Genomic DNA, 20,361 nt, shown 5'->3' with positions numbered 1-20,361 from the left:
GTCACTTCCTTAACGTGGCGTTCAACCTTTGTTCGAGCGAGGTGAGGATATGCGAAGTGGTCGAGTTCACCTCATCGTCGTTAAGAGTGCGCGATGGATGCTGCCAGGTCAAGCCAACGGCAAGGCTTTTTCTATGCGGATCAATACCTTTACCTTGGTAGACATCAAACAGCCTGAGGTCTGTCATCCATTCGCCAGCACCCTCTCGGATCACAGCCAGTACCGCTTCGCTGGAGACCGTTTGATCGACTATCAGAGCGATATCACGACGGACTTCAGGGAAACGAGACAGCTCTTTGAATGCAGGCAACCGCCCTTCTACCACCGCTTCCAATACCAGCTCGAACACATAGACCGTGCGATCCAGCCCTAGTTTCTTTTGCAGCTGAGGGTGCAGTGCGCCCAGGAAACCTACCTCTCTGCCCTCACGTTCAATCCGCGCCGTCTGGCCAGGGTGCAAGGCCGGATGGCTGCCTGGCACGAAGTTGAAACTGGCCAAGGCGCCCGCGTGCCCCAGCACCGCTTCAACGTCCGCCTTGATGTCGAAGAAATCGACCTTGGCATCGCCTTGGGCCCACCCTTCTGGTAGCCGGCTCCCGCATACCACACCGGCCAGCATAGGCTCCTGCTTCAGGTCGCCCAGCTGCCCCACGAACCTTAGGCCACTTTCGAACAGGCGCACACGGGTTTGCTGGCGGTTGAGGTTGTGCTGAAGGGCCTGAACCAAACCGGGCCATAGCGACACGCGCATGGCGGCCATGTCCGAAGAGATGGGATTGGCCAAGGTCAGTGGCTCAACGCCAGGATTGAACAGCTCGAACTGCTTGGGATCAATGAAGCTGTAGGTGATCGCCTCTTGATAGCCACGAGCAACAAGCAACCGGCGCAGGGCCGGCAATTCAGCCTTGGCTTCTGTACGCAGCTGTGGCGCAAGGCGTGCCTGCGGGTACCGGACGGGCAAACGGTTATAGCCGTACAAACGACCCAGCTCTTCGATCAGGTCCACTTCCACGCTGAGGTCGAAGCGATGGCTTGGTACCGTCACCGTCCACTGCCCCGCTCCATTGCCGGTAACCCCCAAGTCCAGGCCTTTGAGCAACCCTTCGATGGTGGCCTCGCCCATGTCCAGCCCCAGCATCTGCTCCACCCGGTCTGCTCGCAGGGTAATAGGTGCAATATGCGGCAGGTGCGCTTCGCTGCTGACGTCTACCACCGGGCCTGCTTCGCCGCCGGTGATCTCCAGCAGCAATGCTGTGGCACGCTCCAGGGCTTCGCGGGCAAGGTTGAAATCCACACCGCGCTCGTAACGGTGCGAAGCGTCGGTGTGCAGCCCATAGGAGCGCGCCTTGCCAGCCACGGATACGGGTTCGAAGAAAGCACTTTCCAGGAACAGGTCACGGGTTTTCTGAGTGCTCACACCACTGTGCTCGCCACCCATTACACCTGCGATGGCCAAGGCACGCTGGTGGTCAGCGATAACCAGGGTATCACTACGCAGGGTTACATCCTGGCCATCGAGCAGCACAAGCTTCTCGCCCTCTTCGGCCATGCGCACACGGATGCCGCCATTGATCTCGTCAAGGTCGAACGCATGCATGGGTTGCCCCAGCTCGAGCATCACATAGTTCGTGATATCCACTGCGGCATCAATGCTGCGTACCTCGGCACGGCGCAGGCGCTCAACCATCCACAGCGGCGTAGGGCGGGCAAGGTCCACGTTGCGTATCACGCGGCCCAGGTAACGCGGGCAGGCGGCAGGCGCCAGCACCTCGACCGGGCGTATATCATCGATAGCAGGCGGTACAACAGGCACTGCAGGGCGGCTGACCGGGACTGCATAGAGTGCGCCCACTTCACGGGCCAGGCCGGCCAGGGAGAGGCAGTCGCCACGGTTCGGGGTAAGCCCCAGCTCGATGATCACGTCTTCGAGGGCGAGGTACTCACGGATGTCTGTACCCACCGGCGCGTCCGTCGGCAGCTCGAACAAGCCATCGTTGCCCTCGCCCACCTGTAGCTCGGCTTGAGAGCACAGCATGCCGTTGGATTCGGCACCGCGCAGCTTGGCCTTCTTGATCTTGAAGTCGCCCGACAGCGCTGCACCGATCATGGCGAACGGAATTTTGAGGCCGGGGCGCACATTGGGGGCGCCACACACGACCTGGAACGTCTCACTGCCGTTGCTGACCTGACACACCCGCAGCTTGTCCGCGTCCGGGTGTTGCTCGGTGCTCAGCACCTCGCCCACAACCACCCCGCTGAACGTGCCGGCTACGGGTGTAACACTGTCGACTTCCAGGCCGGCCATGGATAGGCGCGCCACCAAGTCGTCACGGGATACCTGCGGGCTCACCCAGCCACGCAGCCATTGTTCACTGAATTTCATGCTGTTCTCCTGAAAGGGCTGCTATGGCTAGCGAAATTGCGCGAGGAATCGCAAGTCATTGTCGAAGAACAAGCGCAGGTCATTCACACCATACCGCAGCATGGCCAGGCGCTCGGCACCCATGCCAAAAGCAAAACCGGAGAATTCCTCAGGGTCGATGCCGGACATACGCAGCACATTCGGGTGAACCATGCCGCACCCCATCACTTCCAGCCAGCCGGTCTGCTTGCATACGCGGCAGCCACGGCCGCTGCAGATCACACACTGGATGTCCACTTCTGCAGACGGTTCGGTGAAGGGGAAGAACGATGGGCGGAACCGCACCGCCAGCTCTTTTTCGAAGAACACACGAAGAAACTCTTCAATGGTGCCCTTGAGGTCCGCGAAGTTGATGTCGCGGTCGATCAGCAGCCCTTCCACCTGATGAAACATCGGGGAATGGGTCAGGTCCGAGTCGCAGCGGTAAACACGACCAGGGCAGACAATGCGAATGGGCGGCTGCGTAGCTTCCATAGTCCGCACCTGAACAGGGGACGTGTGGGTACGCAGCAGCATGTTCGCATTGAAATAGAAGGTGTCGTGCATGGCACGGGCCGGGTGATGCCCCGGAATGTTCAACGCTTCGAAGTTGTGATAGTCGTCTTCGACTTCAGGCCCTTCGGCGATGCCGTAGCCAATGTGCGTGAAGAACTGTTCGATGCGTTCGAGCGTACGAGTGATGGGGTGAAGCCCTCCACTGGCCTGGCCACGCCCTGGCAAGGTGACGTCGATTTGCTCTGCAGCTAATTGCGCATCAAGGGCGGCCGCCTCAAAGGCTGCCATACGGCCATTGAGCACATCGCTCACACGCTCCTTGGCTTCGTTCACCAGCGCGCCGACCTTTGGCCGTTCCTCGGCAGGCAGGTTGCCCAGGGTTTTCATCATCTGGGTCAGTTCGCCTTTCTTGCCAAGGTAATTAACCCGGATCTGCTCCAGGGCATTGATGTCTTGCGCTTTGTGCACGGCCTCCAAAGCTTGGCTGACCAGCGCATCCAGGTTTTCCATGTACAGGCTCCAGATACAAAATAGGGGAAGAGCGCAGGCCCTTCCCCTATTTAAAAACGTTCTACACCGCTACCAGCCGTAACCAGCAGCGGTGATTGCCGGGGGTACTCAAGCCAGTGAGGCTTTAGCCTTCTCGACAATGGCAGCAAACGCTGCTTTCTCGTTCACTGCCAGATCAGCCAGTACCTTACGGTCGATCTCGATGGCAGCCTTTTTCAGGCCAGCGATCAAACGGCTGTAGGACAGGCCGTTGGTACGAGCACCAGCGTTGATACGGGCAATCCACAGAGCGCGGAACTGACGCTTCTTCTGACGACGATCTCGGTAGGCGTACTGGCCAGCCTTGATGACGGCTTGCTTGGCAACACGGAAGACGCGCGAGCGTGCACCGTAGTAGCCTTTGGCAAGTTTCAGAATTTTCTTGTGACGCTTACGGGCAATGACGCCACGCTTAACACGAGCCATGAGTTATATCCTCTATCTTTGACCGAAACGGAATCAACGAACGCGCAGCATGCGCTCCACTTTTGCAACGTCAGACGGGTGCAGCAGGCTGCTACCACGCAGTTGACGCTTACGCTTGGTGGACATCTTGGTCAGGATGTGGCTCTTGAAAGCGTGTTTGTGTTTGAAGCCGGAAGCCGTTTTCAGGAAACGCTTCGCGGCGCCACTTTTGGTTTTCATCTTTGGCATGTTCGGTACTCCGCATTCAATGAATTAACATAACCACAAGGCCTGCCGTGCCCTGGAGGTTACTTCTTGCGTTTGGGGGCGATGACCATCAACAGCTGGCGTCCTTCCATCTTAGGCTGCTGTTCAACGGCGCCGTATTCCACAAGGTCAGCTTCAACCCGCTTCAACAGCTCCATGCCCAGCTCCTGGTGGGCCATCTCACGGCCACGGAATCTCAACGAGATTTTGGCCTTGTCCCCATCACTCAGGAAACGTACCAGGTTGCGCAGTTTTACCTGGTAATCCCCTTCTTCCGTCCCTGGACGAAACTTGATTTCTTTGATCTGGATCTGCTTCTGGTTTTTCTTGGCTTCGTTAGCCTGCTTCTTCTTCTCGAAGAGGTGCTTGCCGTAGTCCATGACCTTACAGACGGGCGGCTGCGCGTCTGCAGAGATCTCTACCAGGTCCAGCTTCGCTTCTTCAGCGATACGAAGCGCTTCATCAATCGAGACGATGCCAAGCTGATCGCCGTCAGCACCGATTAACCGGACCTCACGGGCCGTGATGTTCTCGTTGATCGGTGCCTTGGGCGCAGTTCGTTTATCCTGTCTCATTTCACGCTTAATAATGATTACTCCAAATCTTGGCGACCACGCCGGGAAACCGCCTGCGCAAGGTGCTTCTGGAAGTCCTCGACCGGCATGGAGCCAAGATCGGTACCTTCACGTGTGCGCACGGCGACAGTTCGCGTCTCTACTTCACGGTCCCCGATGACAAGCATGAACGGTACCTTGAGCAGAGTATGCTCACGGATTTTAAAGCCAATTTTCTCGTTTCTCAAGTCCGACTTGGCACGGAACCCGCTATTGACAAGAATTCCTTCAACTTCCCGGGCAAATTCGGCCTGATTATCGGTGATATTCATGATCACAGCCTGGGTAGGCGCCAGCCATGCCGGGAATACGCCAGCGTAATGCTCGATCAGCATACCGATGAAACGCTCGAACGAGCCGAGGATGGCACGGTGCAGCATCACCGGGCGCTTGCGGCCATTGTCTTCGGCAATGTAGTTCGCGTCCAGGCGATCCGGCAGGTTGGGGTCGTACTGCAAGGTGCCGCACTGCCAGCTCCGCCCCAGGCAATCCTTGAGCGTAAACTCGATCTTCGGCCCATAGAACGCACCTTCGCCGGGCAGGTACTCCCACTCCAGGCCCGATTCATTCAACGCGTCGGCCAGGGCTGTTTCAGCGCGATCCCACAATTCCTCGGAACCTACCCGCTTGGCCGGGCGAGTGGAGAGCTTCATGGTCACATCGGAGAAACCGAAGTCCTCGTAAACCTTGAGGGTAAGCCTGATGAAATCGGCTGCCTCGCGTTTCACCTGCTCTTCCGTGCAGAAAATGTGAGCATCGTCCTGAGTAAAGCCGCGTACACGCATGATCCCGTGCAAGGCACCCGAGGGCTCGTTGCGGTGGCATGAACCGAACTCCGCCATGCGCAATGGCAGGTCACGGTAGGATTTCAAGCCCTGGTTGAAGATCTGCACGTGGCATGGGCAGTTCATGGGCTTGACAGCGTAGTCGCGGTTTTCCGAGGACGTAGTGAACATGTTTTCGGCATAGTTGGACCAATGCCCAGAGCGCTCCCACAGCACGCGATCCACCACCTGTGGGGTTTTCACCTCCACATAATTGTTTTCGCGTTGAACCTGGCGCATGTACTGCTCAAGCACCTGATAAATGGTCCACCCATTGGGGTGCCAGAACACCATCCCCGGCGCTTCTTCCTGAAGGTGGAAGAGATCGAGTTGCTTGCCGATACGGCGATGGTCGCGTTTCTCGGCTTCTTCAATACGCTGGATATACGCCGCAAGCTGCTTCTTGTCGGCCCATGCGGTGCCGTACACACGCTGCAGCTGCTCGTTTTTCGCATCGCCGCGCCAGTAGGCTCCGGAGAGTTTTGTGAGCTTGAACGACTTGAGGAAACGGGTGTTGGGCACGTGAGGGCCACGGCACATGTCCACGTATTCTTCGTGGTAGTACAGCCCCATGGCGGTTTCTTCCGGCATGTCCTCTACAAGGCGCAGCTTGTAGTCTTCACCACGGGCCTTGAACACCTCGATCACTTCGGCACGCGGGGTCATCTTCTTGATGACGTCGTATTCGGTGTCGATCAACTCGCGCATGCGCGCTTCGATCGCCGCCATGTCATCCGGCGTGAAAGGCCGCTCGTAGGCGATATCGTAATAAAACCCTTCTTCGATCACCGGGCCGATCACCATCTTTGCAGTGGGATACAGCTGCTTGACGGCGTGACCCACCAGGTGAGCACAGGAGTGACGGATGATTTCCAGCCCCTCTTCATCCTTGGGGGTGATGATCTGGAGCCTGGCATCGTTTCGAATCACATCGCTGGCATCCACCAGGGTGCCGTCCACCTTGCCGGCGACCGTTGCCTTGGCCAAGCCTGCGCCGATGGATGCGGCCACTTCTGATACGGATACCGGGTGATCGAACGAACGTTGACTGCCGTCAGGAAGAGTAATGGTGGGCATGGCGCCTCCTCTCCTAGTGGTGACCCCTACCAAAGGTCACGTGGGTTGGGATGAGCCAGTACAGGATTCGGCGGTATGCCTGCCTCACAGTGGCAGGAGCCAATGGCCAACCAGGAACCGAACCGGAGTGACTGGAAATGAACAAAACCCGCCCTCTTGAGCGGGTGCTTATCCTAGCATGATTGATAACCAGGCCTGGGAGATTCGTTACCTGCCGGAAGGCTTGGCGTTGTGGACCTGCATTCGGGCTGAACTTGAGCAGGCTGCTCGCCTCGAAAAAGCATACCGCCCGGCGGTTTTTTTACCTGTTCAACGCCTCACCTGCCCATTCAGGAGCCCTCTATGCGCGTTCTTCCATTACTGACCATGACCCTTCCACTGGCAATGCTGGTGCCGCTGGCGGCCCAGGCTGCATGGCCCGAGGGTGCGCGTCAGCAGTACATGAGCGACTGTGTCGCCACAGCGACGCAAAGCGTGAGCAAAGAAAAAGCGACGGCTCATTGCGACTGCGGCGCCCAAGTGATCGACAAAAAATTCAGCACCGCAGAAATCCAGCAACTGATGAGCAAGACCCCGCCACCTACCGTTGCATTGCGTGACCGCCTGCAGCAGGAAGTGGCCGTTTGCAAGGCAAAATCCTGATCACCGTATGGCCAACCGGCGCCAAAGAGCCGCCGCCCGAGCAGAAAAACAGTGGGTTTTAGTAAAATCTCAGCTTTTTTAACGTCTACGGGGTTACCAAACCTCAGATTGTGTCTATGATGGCTCCGTACCCGTTCGGTTGAACGGTACCCGTACTAGATACTTATGTTTCCTGGAGATACACCCCATGTCCAATCGCCAAACCGGCACCGTCAAATGGTTCAACGATGAGAAGGGCTTCGGCTTCATCACCCCCCAAGGCGGTGGCGATGACCTGTTCGTTCACTTCAAAGCGATCGAATCTGATGGTTTCAAAAGCCTGAAAGAAGGCCAGACCGTTTCTTTCGTGGCTGAGAAAGGCCAGAAAGGGATGCAGGCCGCGCAGGTTCGTGGCGAGTAAGACTCCGCCGCTTACAGTGCCGAAAGAGCCCGCCTGGGAAGCCGCATGATGCGGTGGACCTGGCGGGCTTTTTCTTTGCCTGTAAACAGGCTAGCGATCAGCCGCAGGTGGCACGAACGATCTTGCCAGTTTCGTCTGCATTAAGGTTCAGCCGTTCAGAACGGTAATCCATGGTCACTGCATCGCGTGGGCCAAGCACACGTGCCATCAGCGAACCTGACTTGACTCTGGCCTGCTCTAGCAGCGCCTGAGAGGCCTGCTGGCCAACGGCAAACTGTGCGGCTTGCGAGCTGCACCGCCCCATTTCCACCGATGGCCCGGTTGCGCCCGTGGCATCAGCCTGTGGTGCCTTATGCTCTGACGTGGCGCAAGCACTCAACGCCGCTGCAGCCAGAAACGCCAGCCCACTTTTACCCAAACCCATGAAGCCTCCTCATTTTTTAAAACAATGCCCACCTGCGACCGTCGGCAACCTGAGAGGTTGCACGCGCAGTGTGCCTGTTGCCTGAGGCAGGCGACCTGGAAAAAGGTCACAGGATATTTCGCAGGAGGGGTCCGCAGTGGCAGGGGTGCTCCATACAGCGCTTGAACTCAGGGCAGCCTGACAAGGCTCGCCTTCAGCAAGGCGAAAAAGCCTTCACTGTCCGCATCGGTTATCCAGTTCACTTGCCCCTCGGCTGAGGCGCCTGCCTCCAAAGGCTGTGTTTGCCCGAACGCGTCGCCCTCTTCGCACACCACGGCCATGTCGGCCGCACGGCCTTGATAAATGCCAGGGTTGAGCAGCCATGCAATAACGTTAGCGTCATGCACCGGGCCGCCGGGCAACCCATACCGCTGCATGTCATGGCTAATGTAGGAGGCCACAACATCGGCCACCCGCTCTCCAGCCCGAGTACCCAACGCGCGGATCTCCGCCAGGCGATCATGGCTGGTCAGCACTTTATGGGTCACGTCCAGCGGGATGTACACCAAAGGGAGGCCACTGGCCAAGACTTCAGCTGCCGCATGGGGGTCGGCGAACAGATTGAATTCAGCCAAGGGTGTGATATTGCCCGGGTTGAACCAGGCACCGCCCATGATCACGACCTGTTTCAGCCCACGGGCTGCCGCCGGTGACTGTCGCAAGGCCAGGGCAAGGTTAGTCTGCGGCCCTAGCATGGCGAGCGTGATGCTCCCAGGCGCAGCAGCCTCCAAGGTGCGAACCAGGTAATCCACAGCATGCTCGCTGGCCGCGCCTTCGGCAGGCGTGTGCACCACGCTATCGGGCAAGCCTTCGCTTCCGTGAATAGCCTCGGCATACAGGGGCGTACGCACCAAGGGGCGATCTGCGCCTGCGTATACCGGCACATCACCGCGGCGTGCCCATTCCCGTGCCAGGCAGGCATTGCGTGTGGTCTTGGCCAGCGGCACATTGCCTGCCACGGTGGTAATGGCCAGCAGGTTCAGGCGTTCAGGGTTCGCCATGGCAAGGAGCAACGCCACGACGTCGTCCACGCCCGGGTCGGTATCGATAATCAGGTCAAGCATAGGGTTACCAAGGCCAGGCCAGCACATGCTGGCGATGAGGAATGGAAGGTTGTGCGCCCTCTTGTGTGACGGACAGCGCCGCTGCCTGCTGAGCGAAGCGGATGGCTTCTACTTCTGCACAGCCTTGCGCAAGCGAGGCTGCAAAGGCGCCTGTGAAAGTATCACCTGCCGCAGTGGCGTCTACCGCCTGGACCTTGAAGGCAGGAAAATCCTGTATCCCTTCAGGCCCGGCCAGCAATGCGCCCGCGGCGCCCAAGGTCAACAACACTTTGCCAGCACCGCGCTGCAACAAGACCTTGGCGGCGGCTTCCGCGCCCTGTCGGCCTGTCACCGCTACGCCAGATAACAACTGCGCCTCGCTTTCGTTGGGCACCAGGTAGTCAATCCAGGGCAGCCACTGCGCGGGCAGCGGGCCTGTGGCAGGTGCCGGGTTGAGTATCACGATTTTCCCCAATGCGCGCGCCCTGGCCAAGGTATGCCCTACCACCGCTTCCGGAACTTCCAGCTGGCAGACCACCACGCTGGCAGCCTGCAGGGCTGCTTCCATGGCATCGACTTGTTCGGCACTCAGGCAGCCATTGGCACCTGCAACGATCATGATGGTGTTCTGCCCTGAGCTGTCCACTGTAATCAGCGCAACGCCTGTGGGGGCCTGCGCATCCGTGGTTACGCCGTCGCAGTCGATGCCGTCGTCCAGCAGGGCCTGGCGTAACGCCCGGCCATTGGCATCGTCACCCACACAGCCGATCATGCTCACCTGCGCACCCGATCGCGCAGCAGCAACGGCCTGGTTGGCGCCCTTGCCGCCGGATGCCGTGGCGAAATGGGACGCTGCCAAGGTTTGGCCGGGCTGTGGAAGCTGTTGAGCCCGCACCACCAGGTCCATATTCAAACTACCCACTACAACGACCCTAGCAAGGGCTGGGGCTGATTCATCAAGGCTCATAAAGATACGTCATCCTGTTCAGCATCCATCGGCGTTCTCGCCGCCGTGGATTCACGTAAGACAATACGGGGCGCAACCACATGGCGCTGTGGCCTGCCTGTGGCCCGCCCCTGAATGCGATGCAGCAAGTGCTCGGCAGCCAACTCCCCCAATGCCAGGATGGATTGGCCTACCGTGGTAAGCGCCGGGTACACGTAACGGCACATGTGTATGTCATCGAAACCGATCACCGACAGCGCCTGTGGTACGCGTACGCCCTGCTCTGCCGCCGCCCGCAGCAGGCCCATGCCCAGCATATCGTTGGCAGCGAACACCGCAGTGGGCGGTACTGCCTTTAGCAAGGCAAGGCCAGCCTGATAGCCGCCTTCGGCTGTAAAATCGCTCTCTATGCGCCAACGGGCGGGTACCTCAAGGCCTGCTTCGGCCACGGCGCGGTCAAAACCCGCTTGTCGCAACCGGGCCACCGACGCATTGGCGGGCCCATTCACGCAGGCCAGCCGACGATGCCCCCGTTCGATCAGGTGTCGAGTGGCCATGTACGCCCCAGCCGTATGGTCAATACACACGACGTCGGCAGCGACACCTGTGATTTCCCGATCCACTACCACCAGCGGCGTTGTCAGGTTATGCCATTCACCCCCCGGGCTAGCGTCATCCACAGCCGCCAAAACCAGACCATCGATGCGTTTTTCCTGGAGCATTCTCAGGTAGTTTCGCTGCTTTAACGGGTCATCATCCGAATTGCACAGGATCACGCAATAGCCATTGCGCTCACAGGCATCTTCGATCCCCCTGGCCAGCTCCGCAAAGTACGGGTTGCTGTTGTTAGGCAACACTAACCCGATGGTGGCCGTGGTGCGCGCCTTGAGAGACCGCGCCACGCCACTGGGCACATAGGCCAGCTGCACAATTGCCGCTTCGACCTTGGCCCTTACCGCATCACTGACCGGCCGTGAATTGTTCACCACATGGGACACGGTGGTGTAGGAAATGCCAGCCAACGCTGCGACGTCCTTGATCGTAGCCATGTCAGCCGCGTTGCCGAGCGCGACGGCTTCGGTAGGTGTCCAGAATCACCGCCAGCACAATCACCGCGCCGGTGATCAGGCGCTTGGTGGGCTCGCTGGCACCGATCTGGGCCAGGCCGGCAGCTAGCACGGAAATGATCAAGACCCCGAACAACGTGCTGACCACTGAGCCACGCCCACCCATCAGGCTGGTGCCACCGATCACCACCGCCGCGATCACTTGCAGCTCCAGGCCAGCGCCCGCATTAGGGTCTGCAGCTTCCAGGCGAGACACTTGGAACAGCGCCGCCAGGCCTGCCAGCAAGCCCATGAGGGAGAACACGAGTACCTTGTAAGGCCGCGGGTCCACCCCTACCAGGCGCACCGCTTCCTCGTTCGTACCAATACCTACAAGGTAGCGGCCAAACACGCTGCGGCTGAGCACCAGTTGCGCAGCCGCCACAACGGCAAGCGCAATCAGGAACGAGGGGGAAATACCCCACAGCAGTGGCTCGGACAGGCTGCTATAGGCATCACCAATGTAGGCTGTGCGGGAATCGGTGAGTTGGTAAGCCGCGCCACGTGCCATTTCCAGCACGCCTAACGACACGATAAACGACGGGATACGCCATGCCACGGTGACCGCGCCGGTGACGGTGCCGGCCAGGGTTGCGCAGGCCAGGCCCAGTGCAGCGGATGGCAATGCCCCCCACCCCCACCCCAGCATGGCCACACTGACAGCCGACGCGGCCAGTGCCAGTACCGACCCCACGGAGAGGTCGATGCCGCCGATGATCAGGATAAAGGTCATGCCCACCGACAGCACCATCAGGTCGGGAATCTGGTTGGCCAGCATGCTGAAGGTGTTGTAGGAGAGGAAATGGCTGCTCAGGCACGAGAACAATACCACCAAGGCCAGCAGCGCACCGCCCAGGCCAAGGTAGGTACGCAATGCCGCAGGCGCATGGCGAAAGCCGCGTGGTTGAGACGCGGCAGAAAGGGTTGTTTTCATAAGGGTTCTCTAGCCCCAGCCGGGGCGCGATAGTGACGGTTGCCGGGCAGCGCCGCAGCAAGCAAATGTTCCTGGGTCCAGTCAGCGCGCTCGAAGATGCCATTGAGCGCACCTTCACACATCACCCCGATACGGTCGCACAGCAGCATGAGTTCGCGCAGGTCGCTGGACACCACCACCAGCGCCTTGCCTTGCCGCGTGAGGTCGCCCAGCAACCGGTAGATGTCGAACTTGGCGCCCACATCGATGCCCCGCGTGGGTTCGTCAAACAGCAAAACGCTACAATCGCGTTCCAGCCACCGGCCAATGACCACCTTTTGCTGATTGCCGCCGGACAGTTCCCCAACGGGCTGGCTAGGCCCCGCGCTGCGAATGCGCATGGCATCGATCTGCCGACACGCCAAGGCATGCTCACGGCCGCTGTTCATCCAGCCAACAGAGGCCACTTGGTCCATGTTGCCCAGGGCCAGGTTGGCGCTGATAGGCTGCTGAAGCAACAGGCCTTCGCCCTTGCGATCTTCACTGATCAGGGCGATGCCCTGGCGCACCGCTTCAGCAGGCGAACCCAGTTTCAAAGGTTGTGGTGGCGTCCCCAGGCAGACACGGCCGGTGTCAGCCTGGTCTGCTGCAAAGATGAGCCGCAGCAATTCCGTACGCCCGGCGCCAATCAACCCGGAGATGCCGAAAATTTCGCCGGCGCGCACCTCGAAGCTGACGTCTCGCACCTTGTGGCCACGGCCCAGGCCTTCCACTTTTAGCAAAGGTGCGCCGATGTGGCGCTCACCCAGGTCGATGCGTTCGCCCAGCTCACGCCCCACCATCAGGTTGACCACTTCGGCTTCGCTGACCTCTTCGGTACGCGCAACCTTGACCAGCCGACCATCACGCAGCACGGCCACACGCTGCGCGATCCGGGCGATTTCTTCCAGCCGATGGGAGATGTACACCAGCGCCACACCGGCTGCCTTGAGCCGTTCAACCTGCGTGAACAGCAGCTCCACTTCCCGCGCAGTCAGCATGGCCGTGGGCTCGTCGAGGATCAGCAGGCGGCAGTCGCCAATCAGGTTTCGCGCTATTTCCACCATCTGTTGATGGCCGATACCCAGCTCCGAGACGGGTGTGTCCGGGTCCAGCCCTTCCAGGCCCACCCGGGCCATGGCTTGGGTGGCGTCCGCGCGCAGGCGTGCGCGATCCACCCAACCGAAGCGCCGTGGCAACTGTTCCAGGAACAGGTTCTCGGCAATGGTCAGGGTGGGGAGCAGGTTCAGCTCTTGCAATACCATCCGCACGCCCTGGCGCTCGGCGTCCCGGCGGCTACCCGGTGCCCACGGCTGCCCTATGAAACGCATATGGCCGATGGTGGGCGTTTCCAGGCCTGCAATAATCCGCGACAGGGTGCTTTTGCCAGCGCCGTTTTCCCCGGTCAAGGCCAGCACTTCCCCAGGGTTCAGGTCCAGGTCCACCCCACCCAGCACAGGCTGGGTGTAGGTTTTGCCGATACCTTCCAGGCGTAATACAGGGGCTACCGCGCTCATTGCGCCGCCTGGGTAACCAGGTCGACCGGGGTCTGCACGTTGCCACCGGCATCGCTTTGCTCGCCTTTCACGCGGCGCAGGGCTTCTTCAATACCGAATACCGCTTGGCGGGCAGCGTACTGGTCAGCCGTGGCCAACACGCGACCGTCCTTGAGCATGGGGGCGATGGCCTTGATGTTGTCATACCCCACCACATACACCTTGCCCGCCTTGCCTGCGGCGCGCACGGCCGACACGGCACCCAACGCCATGCTGTCGTTACCGGCCAGCAGCGCCTTGATGTCCGGGTATTCGTTCAGCATGGCTGTGGCCACAGCATTGCCTTTATCGATTTCCCAATTGCCCGACTGCACCGACACCACCTTCATGCTGGCCGCGCTCATGGCATCCTTGAAGCCGGCACTACGCATCTGGGCGTTGGTGGTGGTGGGCACGCCTTCGATAATCCCGACCTGGTCACCTGCTTGCAACTTGGTTGCCAGGTAGTCCCCTACCTTCTTGGCGCCAGCGCGGTTGTCCGGGCCTACGAATGGCACTTCCAGGTGCTTGGCCTTGAGTACGTCAGGGTCCAGTTGGTTGTCGATGTTCACTACCTTGATGCCCGCGTCCGAGGCCTTCTTGAGTACAGAGACCAGCGCCTTGGAATCAGCTGGCGCAATCACCAGTGCATTGACATTGGCATTGATCATCTGCTCGACGATACGGATCTGTGCGGCAGTGTCGGATTCGTCCTTGATGCCATTGGAGATGAGATCAAAGTCGGCGGCGTGTTCCTTCTGGTAATCCTTGGCCCCATTTTCCATGGTGAGGAAAAACTCGTTGGCCAGGGACTTCATCACCAAGGCCACTTTGGGCTTGTCGGCCGCCTGGGCCGGCGCTGCCGCCAACCAGGTAGCAGCCAGTAGGGAAACGGAAAGGGTACGCAGGAATGGCAAGGTGTTCATGTGGGGCGTCCTTCTTATGATTATTTGTGCCCGTTGCACGAGGCAAACGTTTGCGACAACAACTATGAGAGGGGTTCAGCGCGCTGTCAAATCCTTCAACAGGGTATGCCCAGTTAATTCACTTGTATGAAAAAGGGTTGAACATTGTAGGCAAACAAGCGCAACGGCTTGCGAAAGAGGCTTCAGCTCACTACTGTATGCGCATACAGCCAAAAAAGGGCCTTTCTTGTGACCGGTTCCACACCCCCTCCAACAGCCACGGCGTATGAACGCATGGCGGTGCGTGTTCAAAAAATCATCAATGGGCCAGCGGCGCAGCGCTCGCGTTCGGTGCTACTGTTTCGCCAACCCCACGAAGCGCCTGAAGACTGGCAGCAGTTGCTCGACGAAATTGCCGAGAACGACAACGTCACCCTTGCCTGGCGGGATGACGGCGGTATTCAACTGTTCTGGGTGGTGCCTACGGATGATTAAGCAAGGCGCACTCGGTGCGCTGGCCGGCCTGTGCCTGCTGGCGATCACGCCGGCACTCGCCGAAGCGCCCCGTACGTTCTCCGAAGCCAAGAAGGCTGGCTGGCGGCTGTATGCTCCCCAGTCCACGGAGTTCTACTGTGGCTGCAAGTACACGGGTAACAAGGTAGATCTCAAGAGCTGTGGCTATGTGCCCCGCAAGAACCTGGCACGGGCGTCGCGTATCGAGTGGGAGCACATTGTGCCTGCTTGGCAGATCGGCCATCAGCTGCAGTGCTGGCAAGCGGGTGGGCGTAAGAACTGCACCCAGCACGACAAAACCTACCAGCAAGCCGAAGCCGACTTGCACAACCTGGTGCCGAGCATTGGCGAGGTAAACGGCGACCGTAACAACTTCAGTTTCGGCTGGCTGCCAGAGAAGCGTGGGCAATACGGCAGTTGCCTTACCCAAGTGGACTTCAAAGCCCGCAAAGTGATGCCCCGCCCTACCATCCGAGGGATGATCGCACGCACCTACCTGTATATGAGCAAACGCTACAAGCTTCGGCTGTCTAGCCAGGACACCAAGCTGTACCAGGCCTGGAACAAGACCTACCCAGTACAACCTTGGGAGCGCCAACGCAACCAGCGAGTCGCTTGCGTGATGGGGCATGGCAATGAGTTCGTAGGCCCGGTCAACCTCAAGGCCTGTAGCTGATCACGGAGCGGGATGCGGCTCTACGCCTGATTCAATGCCCTGGCTGGCCATCAGCTTGTCCCGGGTCGCAACCGCCTCTTCACGGCTGTCGAAAGGGCCGAGGAAAATACGGGGCTTGCCATCCCGCGTGACCACGCTGCCCATGAACCCATGCTCGACCAGGCGGGACATCATGTCAGTGACCGCGCCGCGGTTATTGTCGGCAATCACCACATCCCACCCGTGGGCCGCCTGCTCAGCTGTTGCCGCAGCGTCCTCTGGTGCCGCCACCGGTGCACCACAAGCAGCACGCACCACTACATTACGGCCATCCCGGTCGATCACGGCCTGGTAGCCGTTTTCGGTCTTGATGGCTGCATAGCTTTGATAGCCCCCATAATTACCGCTGGCGTCTTTGCCTTTCACTTGCCCGCAGATGTTGCCGTTGGGCGTTGAATGCACATTGGTGTACTTGGCCGAACCGGGGTTTTCCAGCTGGGCCGAAACGGCCTTGTGCGCCTCTTCCAACGCGCTGCCGCAACCCGCCAAGGCCAATACCAATGCAACACCTGTCAATTTACGCACGCCGACTGCCTCTTGGAAATGTAGGAAGGGATTCTACCACCGGGGGCACGCCTTGGCAGGCCAACTGCCCGCTGATGGCAGCGCCAGGCCTGGCACGTGTGGCATCATGGCAGCCTGTTTTCACCTTTGCAGAGAGCCGTTATGCCCCCTATCGACGCCCGCCAGCAGTTGGCCCACGACCGCTACCTGGCTACCCACCCCGAGCTTGCCGAGGAGATTCGGCAGCTGGATGCCCGTGAGCAACAGCAGCAAGTACAGTGGGCCTTCGAAGACGCCGCTCAAAGCCAGGGGCTGGAACCCTGGGAATATGTGCTGGAGCTGACGGCCGAGAGCCCAGAAGAATTGGCCAGCTTGCGTGAAGGGGTGCACCGGGAAGTGGCGCAAGCACTAGGCATGCCTTGGGAGGCCTACAAGTCGCTGAACGAGCTGTAGGGAAGCCGCTGGCGGACAGCAAAAAGGGCGACCCTTTCGGATCGCCCTTTTTGACGTGCCTTTCGGCGAAGCTGGTAGGCACAATTGGACTCGAACCAACGACCCCCACCATGTCAAGGTGGTGCTCTAACCAACTGAGCTATGTGCCTGCTGTGGGGGCGCATTCTACGCATGGCACCAGCGATGTCAATGGAAATTTCTTCTAAGCTGCTGAAAAGGCGCTGAAAATCCAATCGCGACCGTACACAGGTTGGCCCATGGGTTCGCTAGCAGCCCTAGGCGATTTGAGTTAGCATCCTTCATCGTCAAGAATATTAAACAAAGGTTGCTGCCATGGCGCATATCGCCTACCCGCCGTCTTACTATGCTGCCTCAGCCAATGGTGCGCCCGCGCGCCCGCACTTGCAGGAAACCTTGGAAACCGACGTCTGCGTGATAGGCGCCGGGTATACAGGCCTGTCCAGCGCACTGCATTTGCTGGAGCAAGGCTTCAAGGTCGTGGTGGTAGAAGCGGCCAGGGTGGGTTTTGGCGCTTCAGGCCGAAATGGCGGCCAGATCGTGAACAGCTACAGCCGCGACATCGATGTCATCGAGCGCACCGTCAGCCACGATCACGCCCAATTGCTCGGAGCGATGGCCTTCGAAGGCGGCCGTATCATTCGCGATCGCGTAGCGCGGTACAACATTGATTGCGACTTGAAGAACGGTGGTGTGTTCGCCGCGCTCACTTCCAAGCAATTGGGTCACCTGGAAGCCCAGCAGCGTTTGTGGGAACGCTACGGCCACACTCAACTGGAATTGATGGACCAGCGCCGCATCCGTGAGGTGGTGGCCTGCGAGCGTTACATCGGCGGCCTGCTGGACATGAGCGGTGGCCATATCCACCCGCTTAACCTGGCCCTGGGTGAAGCGGCAGCGGTCGAGTCGCTGGGTGGCAAGGTGTTTGAACAAACACCTGCCACCCGTATCGACCGCGGCCCGAACCCGGTTGTGCACACGCCACAAGGCCAGGTAAAAGCGAAATTCGTGATCGTGGCGGGCAACGCCTACCTGGGTAACCTGGTGCCGGAATTGGCGGCCAAGTCCATGCCATGCGGCACCCAGGTGGTAGCGACCGAGCCGTTGAGCGACGAGCTGGCCCACAGCCTGTTGCCACAGGACTATTGCGTAGAAGATTGCAACTACCTGCTGGACTACTACCGGCTTACCGCAGACAAACGGCTGATCTTCGGCGGTGGCGTGGTCTATGGCGCACGCGACCCGGCCAACATCGAAGCCTTGATCAGGCCTAACCTGGTCAAGGCCTTCCCCCAGCTGAAGAACGTGAAAATCGACTTTGCCTGGACAGGTAATTTCCTGCTTACCCTGTCACGCCTGCCCCAGGTGGGCCGCATCGGTGAAAGCCTCTACTACTCACAAGGGTGCAGTGGCCATGGCGTGACCTATACGCACCTGGCCGGCAAGGTACTGGCTGAAGCGCTGCGCGGCCAGGCTGAACGCTTCGATGCCTTCGCCGCCCTGCCCCATTATCCGTTCCCGGGCGGCCAGGCGCTGCGCGTGCCCCTGTCGGCGTTGGGGGCGTGGTATTACAGCCTGCGGGATAAGCTAGGTTTTTAGGGGCGGGCGTTCAGGGCACTCAGGGCCCGTTGCGCTGCCACCTCCTGGCCTGCCTGGCCCAACCGGTTTGCAGCAGCGGCCCAGCGTGCAGGGTCTACCTCGGCGGGCAAGTGTGCAGGAGGTTGAGCCAGCACCGCCCAGTTGCCTGCGGAACGCCAGTACGCTACGAAGTCAGAAAACGTTATCAGCTGCCGACGCTGCGCCCCGGAGCGCAGCAGTACGTGGCTGCGGAACCGGTCGTAACCGATCAGCAGCGCATAGTGATCCGTTCCCCACAAAGCACCATCACGGTAGCGCAACAGCACTGGGTTGCCTGCAGCGACCTGGGTGAGCAAGGCCTGGAAATCCGGCTGTAGCGGGTAAACCACCAAGCCGTACTGGCGAGCGGCCTCTTCAACGCTGCGATCTAGGCCAGGGGGGCTGGCGGGCAACTTTAGGTAGGGCTCGACCAGGCCAGGCGTGACGGTCATTCCACGGTCCCGCAGCAACGCAGCCAGCGCCGTAGGCGCCCCGTGATCGTCATCGCCTTGGTAAAAAGGTACAGCGGTCAGTTCCACCCGGTCTGGGAGGGTGCCCATGCGCGGGGCTGGTGGGGTGGCGCAACCGGCCAGCACTCCCAGTACAGCCACCAGGCTCACAGCCTGCCTTACCGAGCGGTTTAATATTTCTGACAGCATGGTAGTTTCCGGACTCTGACCCAGCCAGTGCTGGCGTAGGCGCATCATAGGCGGCTCACCTTGGAAGGTACAGACGGTACACTGAACCCAAATGCATACCGGCACGTCGTAACCGCTCGTCACGCCTCGGAAACATAGTGGCCTTTAGACTGCTCTTACGTACAGATACGTGCGTGGGCGATGCTGAGGAGAACCACCTATGAGCCTTACAGCGGCAATACTGATGATGATAGGGGCCTGGATACTGGTGGCAGCCGCCATGCTATGGGGCGTACTGCGCATTGCACGCCGCCATCATGCCGCGACACCTGCCCCAGCACGGCGCAAAACAGACGCCAGCGCTCAAGATAAGGCTCGCCCTTTACACCGCCTTAACCTGGCCCATTGAAAACGCCCCCGGCCGAGGGGGGCGTAACGTGCTATCAGGCTGACGGGGGCGTAGAAGACTTCCTGCGGCGCGCCCACAGGTTCAAGCACTCGATGGCCGCAGAGAATGCCATGGCGGTGTAGATATAACCTTTTGGCACATGGGCACCGAAGCCTTCGGCGATCAACGTCATGCCAATCATGATCAAAAAGCCCAGGGCCAGCATCACCACGGTTGGGTTGGCGTTGATGAACTTCGCCAGAGGCTCTGCCGCCAGCAGCATTACCAACACCGCCACAATCACCGCAATCACCATGATTGGCAGGTGTTCAGTCATGCCGACTGCCGTGATGATACTGTCGATCGAGAACACAAGGTCCAACATCAGAATCTGCCCGATGGCCGATGCCAGCCCTAGGGTGACTTTCGAGCTGATCTTGGCATCAGCCTTGGCGCCCGGATCGACACTGTGATGAATCTCGCTGGTCGCTTTCCACAGCAGGAACAAGCCGCCCGCGATCAGAATCATGTCTTTCCATGAGAACCCATGGCCGGCCACTTCAAACACCGGCGCGGTCAGGGTAACGATAAAGGCCACCGTGCTGAGCAGGCCAAGCCGCAGGACCAGCGCCATGCCAATCCCCAGCCGTCGTGCCTTGGTCTGATGCTCGGCAGGCAGCTTGTTGGTGAGGATCGAAATGAAGATCAGGTTATCGATGCCCAGCACCACTTCCATCACAATCAGTGTGGCCAGCGCCGCCCAAGCGGCAGGGCTGGCAAGCAGGTCCATCAAGTAGTCCATAGGTGGCTCCAGGCCAAGGTGAATGACTCGGAGTCTAGACCAGCCTATACTTTTGAAAAATTCGTATT

At 59.7% G+C, this 20,361-nt stretch carries 23 protein-coding genes and 1 tRNA gene; 7 read left to right on the top strand and 17 right to left on the bottom strand.

Annotation, left to right across the window (positions count from 1 at the left end; all coding sequences use genetic code 11):
* Position 1 precedes the first annotated feature (1 nt).
* From pheT to thrS, 6 genes are all read right to left on the bottom strand, one after another.
* Positions 2-2,383, bottom strand: a complete 2,382-nt coding sequence (gene pheT / locus HBH25_RS01150) for a phenylalanine--tRNA ligase subunit beta (RefSeq protein ID WP_168080661.1) — start codon at positions 2,381-2,383, stop codon at positions 2-4.
* 27 nt (positions 2,384-2,410) lie between these two features.
* Positions 2,411-3,427 (bottom strand): phenylalanine--tRNA ligase subunit alpha, encoded by a 1,017-nt coding sequence (pheS, locus tag HBH25_RS01145; RefSeq protein WP_168080659.1) that lies wholly within the window; start codon positions 3,425-3,427, stop codon positions 2,411-2,413.
* A 108-nt stretch (positions 3,428-3,535) separates the two neighbouring features.
* The gene (rplT, locus tag HBH25_RS01140; RefSeq protein WP_040262863.1) at positions 3,536-3,892 is read right to left on the bottom strand and encodes a 50S ribosomal protein L20; all 357 of its coding nucleotides are present in this window, start codon (positions 3,890-3,892) and stop codon (positions 3,536-3,538) included.
* Positions 3,893-3,925: 33 nt separating this feature from the next.
* Entirely contained in the window at positions 3,926-4,120 is a 195-nt protein-coding gene (rpmI, locus tag HBH25_RS01135) for a 50S ribosomal protein L35 (RefSeq protein WP_009394045.1), read from the bottom strand.
* 59 nt (positions 4,121-4,179) lie between these two features.
* Positions 4,180-4,731, bottom strand: coding sequence for a translation initiation factor IF-3 (infC, locus tag HBH25_RS01130; RefSeq protein ID WP_195755872.1), 552 nt, complete (start codon positions 4,729-4,731; stop codon positions 4,180-4,182).
* Positions 4,731-6,653: a threonine--tRNA ligase gene (gene thrS, locus HBH25_RS01125; protein ID WP_168080655.1), complete on the bottom strand. Its 1,923-nt coding sequence runs from the start codon at positions 6,651-6,653 to the stop codon at positions 4,731-4,733. Before thrS ends, infC begins: the two co-directional genes overlap by 1 nt.
* Before the next feature lie 342 nt (positions 6,654-6,995).
* Here thrS and HBH25_RS01120 point away from each other — a divergent pair, with 342 nt between their 5' ends.
* Together HBH25_RS01120 and HBH25_RS01115 are read left to right on the top strand one after the other, a co-directional pair.
* The gene (locus tag HBH25_RS01120) at positions 6,996-7,295 is read left to right on the top strand and encodes a hypothetical protein (RefSeq protein WP_168080653.1); all 300 of its coding nucleotides are present in this window, start codon (positions 6,996-6,998) and stop codon (positions 7,293-7,295) included.
* A gap of 187 nt (positions 7,296-7,482) precedes the next feature.
* Complete coding sequence (locus HBH25_RS01115; RefSeq protein WP_003234260.1) at positions 7,483-7,695, top strand: cold-shock protein; 213 nt, start codon at positions 7,483-7,485, stop codon at positions 7,693-7,695.
* Between the two features lie 97 nt (positions 7,696-7,792).
* Here HBH25_RS01115 and HBH25_RS01110 read toward each other — a convergent pair whose 3' ends face one another.
* From HBH25_RS01110 to HBH25_RS01080, 7 genes are all read right to left on the bottom strand, one after another.
* A complete protein-coding gene (locus HBH25_RS01110; protein ID WP_168080651.1) occupies positions 7,793-8,119 on the bottom strand; it encodes an I78 family peptidase inhibitor in 327 nt (108 codons plus the stop codon).
* 167 nt (positions 8,120-8,286) lie between these two features.
* On the bottom strand, positions 8,287-9,222 hold the full coding sequence (locus tag HBH25_RS01105) for a nucleoside hydrolase (RefSeq protein ID WP_229631773.1): 936 nt from the start codon (positions 9,220-9,222) through the stop codon (positions 8,287-8,289).
* A gap of 4 nt (positions 9,223-9,226) precedes the next feature.
* Positions 9,227-10,168, bottom strand: a complete 942-nt coding sequence (rbsK, locus tag HBH25_RS01100) for a ribokinase (RefSeq protein ID WP_168080647.1) — start codon at positions 10,166-10,168, stop codon at positions 9,227-9,229.
* Positions 10,165-11,196: a LacI family DNA-binding transcriptional regulator gene (locus tag HBH25_RS01095; protein ID WP_168080645.1), complete on the bottom strand. Its 1,032-nt coding sequence runs from the start codon at positions 11,194-11,196 to the stop codon at positions 10,165-10,167. The genes rbsK and HBH25_RS01095 overlap by 4 nt, the downstream gene beginning before the upstream one ends.
* A gap of 1 nt (position 11,197) precedes the next feature.
* Positions 11,198-12,187 carry an ABC transporter permease gene (locus tag HBH25_RS01090; protein WP_168080643.1) on the bottom strand — a complete coding sequence of 330 codons (990 nt, stop codon included), beginning with the start codon at positions 12,185-12,187 and terminating at the stop codon, positions 11,198-11,200.
* The gene (locus HBH25_RS01085) at positions 12,184-13,722 is read right to left on the bottom strand and encodes a sugar ABC transporter ATP-binding protein (RefSeq protein ID WP_168080641.1); all 1,539 of its coding nucleotides are present in this window, start codon (positions 13,720-13,722) and stop codon (positions 12,184-12,186) included. Before HBH25_RS01085 ends, HBH25_RS01090 begins: the two co-directional genes overlap by 4 nt.
* A complete protein-coding gene (locus tag HBH25_RS01080) occupies positions 13,719-14,666 on the bottom strand; it encodes a sugar ABC transporter substrate-binding protein (protein ID WP_168080639.1) in 948 nt (315 codons plus the stop codon). The genes HBH25_RS01085 and HBH25_RS01080 overlap by 4 nt, the downstream gene beginning before the upstream one ends.
* Positions 14,667-14,939: 273 nt before the next feature.
* Here HBH25_RS01080 and HBH25_RS01075 point away from each other — a divergent pair, with 273 nt between their 5' ends.
* Positions 14,940-15,140, top strand: a complete 201-nt coding sequence (locus HBH25_RS01075; RefSeq protein ID WP_168081423.1) for a DUF1654 domain-containing protein — start codon at positions 14,940-14,942, stop codon at positions 15,138-15,140.
* Positions 15,133-15,834 (top strand): endonuclease, encoded by a 702-nt coding sequence (locus HBH25_RS01070; RefSeq protein WP_168080637.1) that lies wholly within the window; start codon positions 15,133-15,135, stop codon positions 15,832-15,834. Before HBH25_RS01075 ends, HBH25_RS01070 begins: the two co-directional genes overlap by 8 nt.
* Here HBH25_RS01070 and HBH25_RS01065 read toward each other — a convergent pair whose 3' ends face one another.
* A complete protein-coding gene (locus HBH25_RS01065) occupies positions 15,835-16,398 on the bottom strand; it encodes an SPOR domain-containing protein (RefSeq protein WP_168080635.1) in 564 nt (187 codons plus the stop codon). It abuts the gene before it with no gap.
* Positions 16,399-16,539: 141 nt separating this feature from the next.
* Here HBH25_RS01065 and HBH25_RS01060 point away from each other — a divergent pair, with 141 nt between their 5' ends.
* Complete coding sequence (locus HBH25_RS01060; RefSeq protein ID WP_168080633.1) at positions 16,540-16,830, top strand: DUF6388 family protein; 291 nt, start codon at positions 16,540-16,542, stop codon at positions 16,828-16,830.
* A 72-nt stretch (positions 16,831-16,902) separates the two neighbouring features.
* Here the strand turns inward: HBH25_RS01060 and HBH25_RS01055 are convergent.
* Positions 16,903-16,979: transfer RNA gene (locus HBH25_RS01055), tRNA-Val, on the bottom strand.
* A 184-nt stretch (positions 16,980-17,163) separates the two neighbouring features.
* Here HBH25_RS01055 and HBH25_RS01050 point away from each other — a divergent pair.
* Positions 17,164-18,447: an NAD(P)/FAD-dependent oxidoreductase gene (locus HBH25_RS01050; protein ID WP_168080631.1), complete on the top strand. Its 1,284-nt coding sequence runs from the start codon at positions 17,164-17,166 to the stop codon at positions 18,445-18,447.
* On the opposite strand, the gene HBH25_RS01045 is transcribed toward HBH25_RS01050, so the two are convergent.
* Positions 18,444-19,172 (bottom strand): peptidase C39 family protein, encoded by a 729-nt coding sequence (locus tag HBH25_RS01045; protein WP_229631772.1) that lies wholly within the window; start codon positions 19,170-19,172, stop codon positions 18,444-18,446. The genes HBH25_RS01050 and HBH25_RS01045 overlap by 4 nt on opposite strands.
* Positions 19,173-19,323: 151 nt before the next feature.
* On the opposite strand from HBH25_RS01045, the gene HBH25_RS01040 reads away from it, so the two are divergent.
* Positions 19,324-19,512 (top strand): hypothetical protein, encoded by a 189-nt coding sequence (locus tag HBH25_RS01040; protein ID WP_168080629.1) that lies wholly within the window; start codon positions 19,324-19,326, stop codon positions 19,510-19,512.
* 34 nt (positions 19,513-19,546) lie between these two features.
* On the opposite strand, the gene HBH25_RS01035 is transcribed toward HBH25_RS01040, so the two are convergent.
* Complete coding sequence (locus tag HBH25_RS01035) at positions 19,547-20,293, bottom strand: TerC family protein (protein WP_168080627.1); 747 nt, start codon at positions 20,291-20,293, stop codon at positions 19,547-19,549.
* Positions 20,294-20,361: the final 68 nt, after the last annotated feature.

The organism is Pseudomonas quercus, from assembly GCF_012033695.1.
GTDB classification, from domain to species: Bacteria; Pseudomonadota; Gammaproteobacteria; order Pseudomonadales; family Pseudomonadaceae; genus Aquipseudomonas; species Aquipseudomonas quercus.
The sequence above is the reverse complement of the archived record's forward strand: the minus strand, read 5'-3'. Positions and strand labels throughout refer to the sequence as shown.

Excerpts from the sequence above, each read along its gene's own strand:
- pheT (WP_168080661.1), bottom strand. The coding sequence starts at position 2,383 with ATGAAATTCAGTGAACAATGGCTGCGTGGCTGGGTGAGCCCGCAGGTA.
- pheS (WP_168080659.1), bottom strand. The coding sequence starts at position 3,427 with ATGGAAAACCTGGATGCGCTGGTCAGCCAAGCTTTGGAGGCCGTGCAC.
- rplT (WP_040262863.1), bottom strand. The coding sequence starts at position 3,892 with ATGGCTCGTGTTAAGCGTGGCGTCATTGCCCGTAAGCGTCACAAGAAA.
- rpmI (WP_009394045.1), bottom strand. The coding sequence starts at position 4,120 with ATGCCAAAGATGAAAACCAAAAGTGGCGCCGCGAAGCGTTTCCTGAAA.
- thrS (WP_168080655.1), bottom strand. The coding sequence starts at position 6,653 with ATGCCCACCATTACTCTTCCTGACGGCAGTCAACGTTCGTTCGATCAC.
- HBH25_RS01120 (WP_168080653.1), top strand. The coding sequence starts at position 6,996 with ATGCGCGTTCTTCCATTACTGACCATGACCCTTCCACTGGCAATGCTG.
- HBH25_RS01115 (WP_003234260.1), top strand. The coding sequence starts at position 7,483 with ATGTCCAATCGCCAAACCGGCACCGTCAAATGGTTCAACGATGAGAAG.
- HBH25_RS01110 (WP_168080651.1), bottom strand. The coding sequence starts at position 8,119 with ATGGGTTTGGGTAAAAGTGGGCTGGCGTTTCTGGCTGCAGCGGCGTTG.
- HBH25_RS01105 (WP_229631773.1), bottom strand. The coding sequence starts at position 9,222 with ATGCTTGACCTGATTATCGATACCGACCCGGGCGTGGACGACGTCGTG.
- rbsK (WP_168080647.1), bottom strand. The coding sequence starts at position 10,168 with ATGAGCCTTGATGAATCAGCCCCAGCCCTTGCTAGGGTCGTTGTAGTG.
- HBH25_RS01095 (WP_168080645.1), bottom strand. The coding sequence starts at position 11,196 with ATGGCTACGATCAAGGACGTCGCAGCGTTGGCTGGCATTTCCTACACC.
- HBH25_RS01090 (WP_168080643.1), bottom strand. The coding sequence starts at position 12,187 with ATGAAAACAACCCTTTCTGCCGCGTCTCAACCACGCGGCTTTCGCCAT.
- HBH25_RS01085 (WP_168080641.1), bottom strand. The coding sequence starts at position 13,722 with ATGAGCGCGGTAGCCCCTGTATTACGCCTGGAAGGTATCGGCAAAACC.
- HBH25_RS01080 (WP_168080639.1), bottom strand. The coding sequence starts at position 14,666 with ATGAACACCTTGCCATTCCTGCGTACCCTTTCCGTTTCCCTACTGGCT.
- HBH25_RS01075 (WP_168081423.1), top strand. The coding sequence starts at position 14,940 with ATGGCGGTGCGTGTTCAAAAAATCATCAATGGGCCAGCGGCGCAGCGC.
- HBH25_RS01070 (WP_168080637.1), top strand. The coding sequence starts at position 15,133 with ATGATTAAGCAAGGCGCACTCGGTGCGCTGGCCGGCCTGTGCCTGCTG.
- HBH25_RS01060 (WP_168080633.1), top strand. The coding sequence starts at position 16,540 with ATGCCCCCTATCGACGCCCGCCAGCAGTTGGCCCACGACCGCTACCTG.
- HBH25_RS01050 (WP_168080631.1), top strand. The coding sequence starts at position 17,164 with ATGGCGCATATCGCCTACCCGCCGTCTTACTATGCTGCCTCAGCCAAT.
- HBH25_RS01045 (WP_229631772.1), bottom strand. The coding sequence starts at position 19,172 with ATGATGCGCCTACGCCAGCACTGGCTGGGTCAGAGTCCGGAAACTACC.
- HBH25_RS01040 (WP_168080629.1), top strand. The coding sequence starts at position 19,324 with ATGAGCCTTACAGCGGCAATACTGATGATGATAGGGGCCTGGATACTG.
- HBH25_RS01035 (WP_168080627.1), bottom strand. The coding sequence starts at position 20,293 with ATGGACTACTTGATGGACCTGCTTGCCAGCCCTGCCGCTTGGGCGGCG.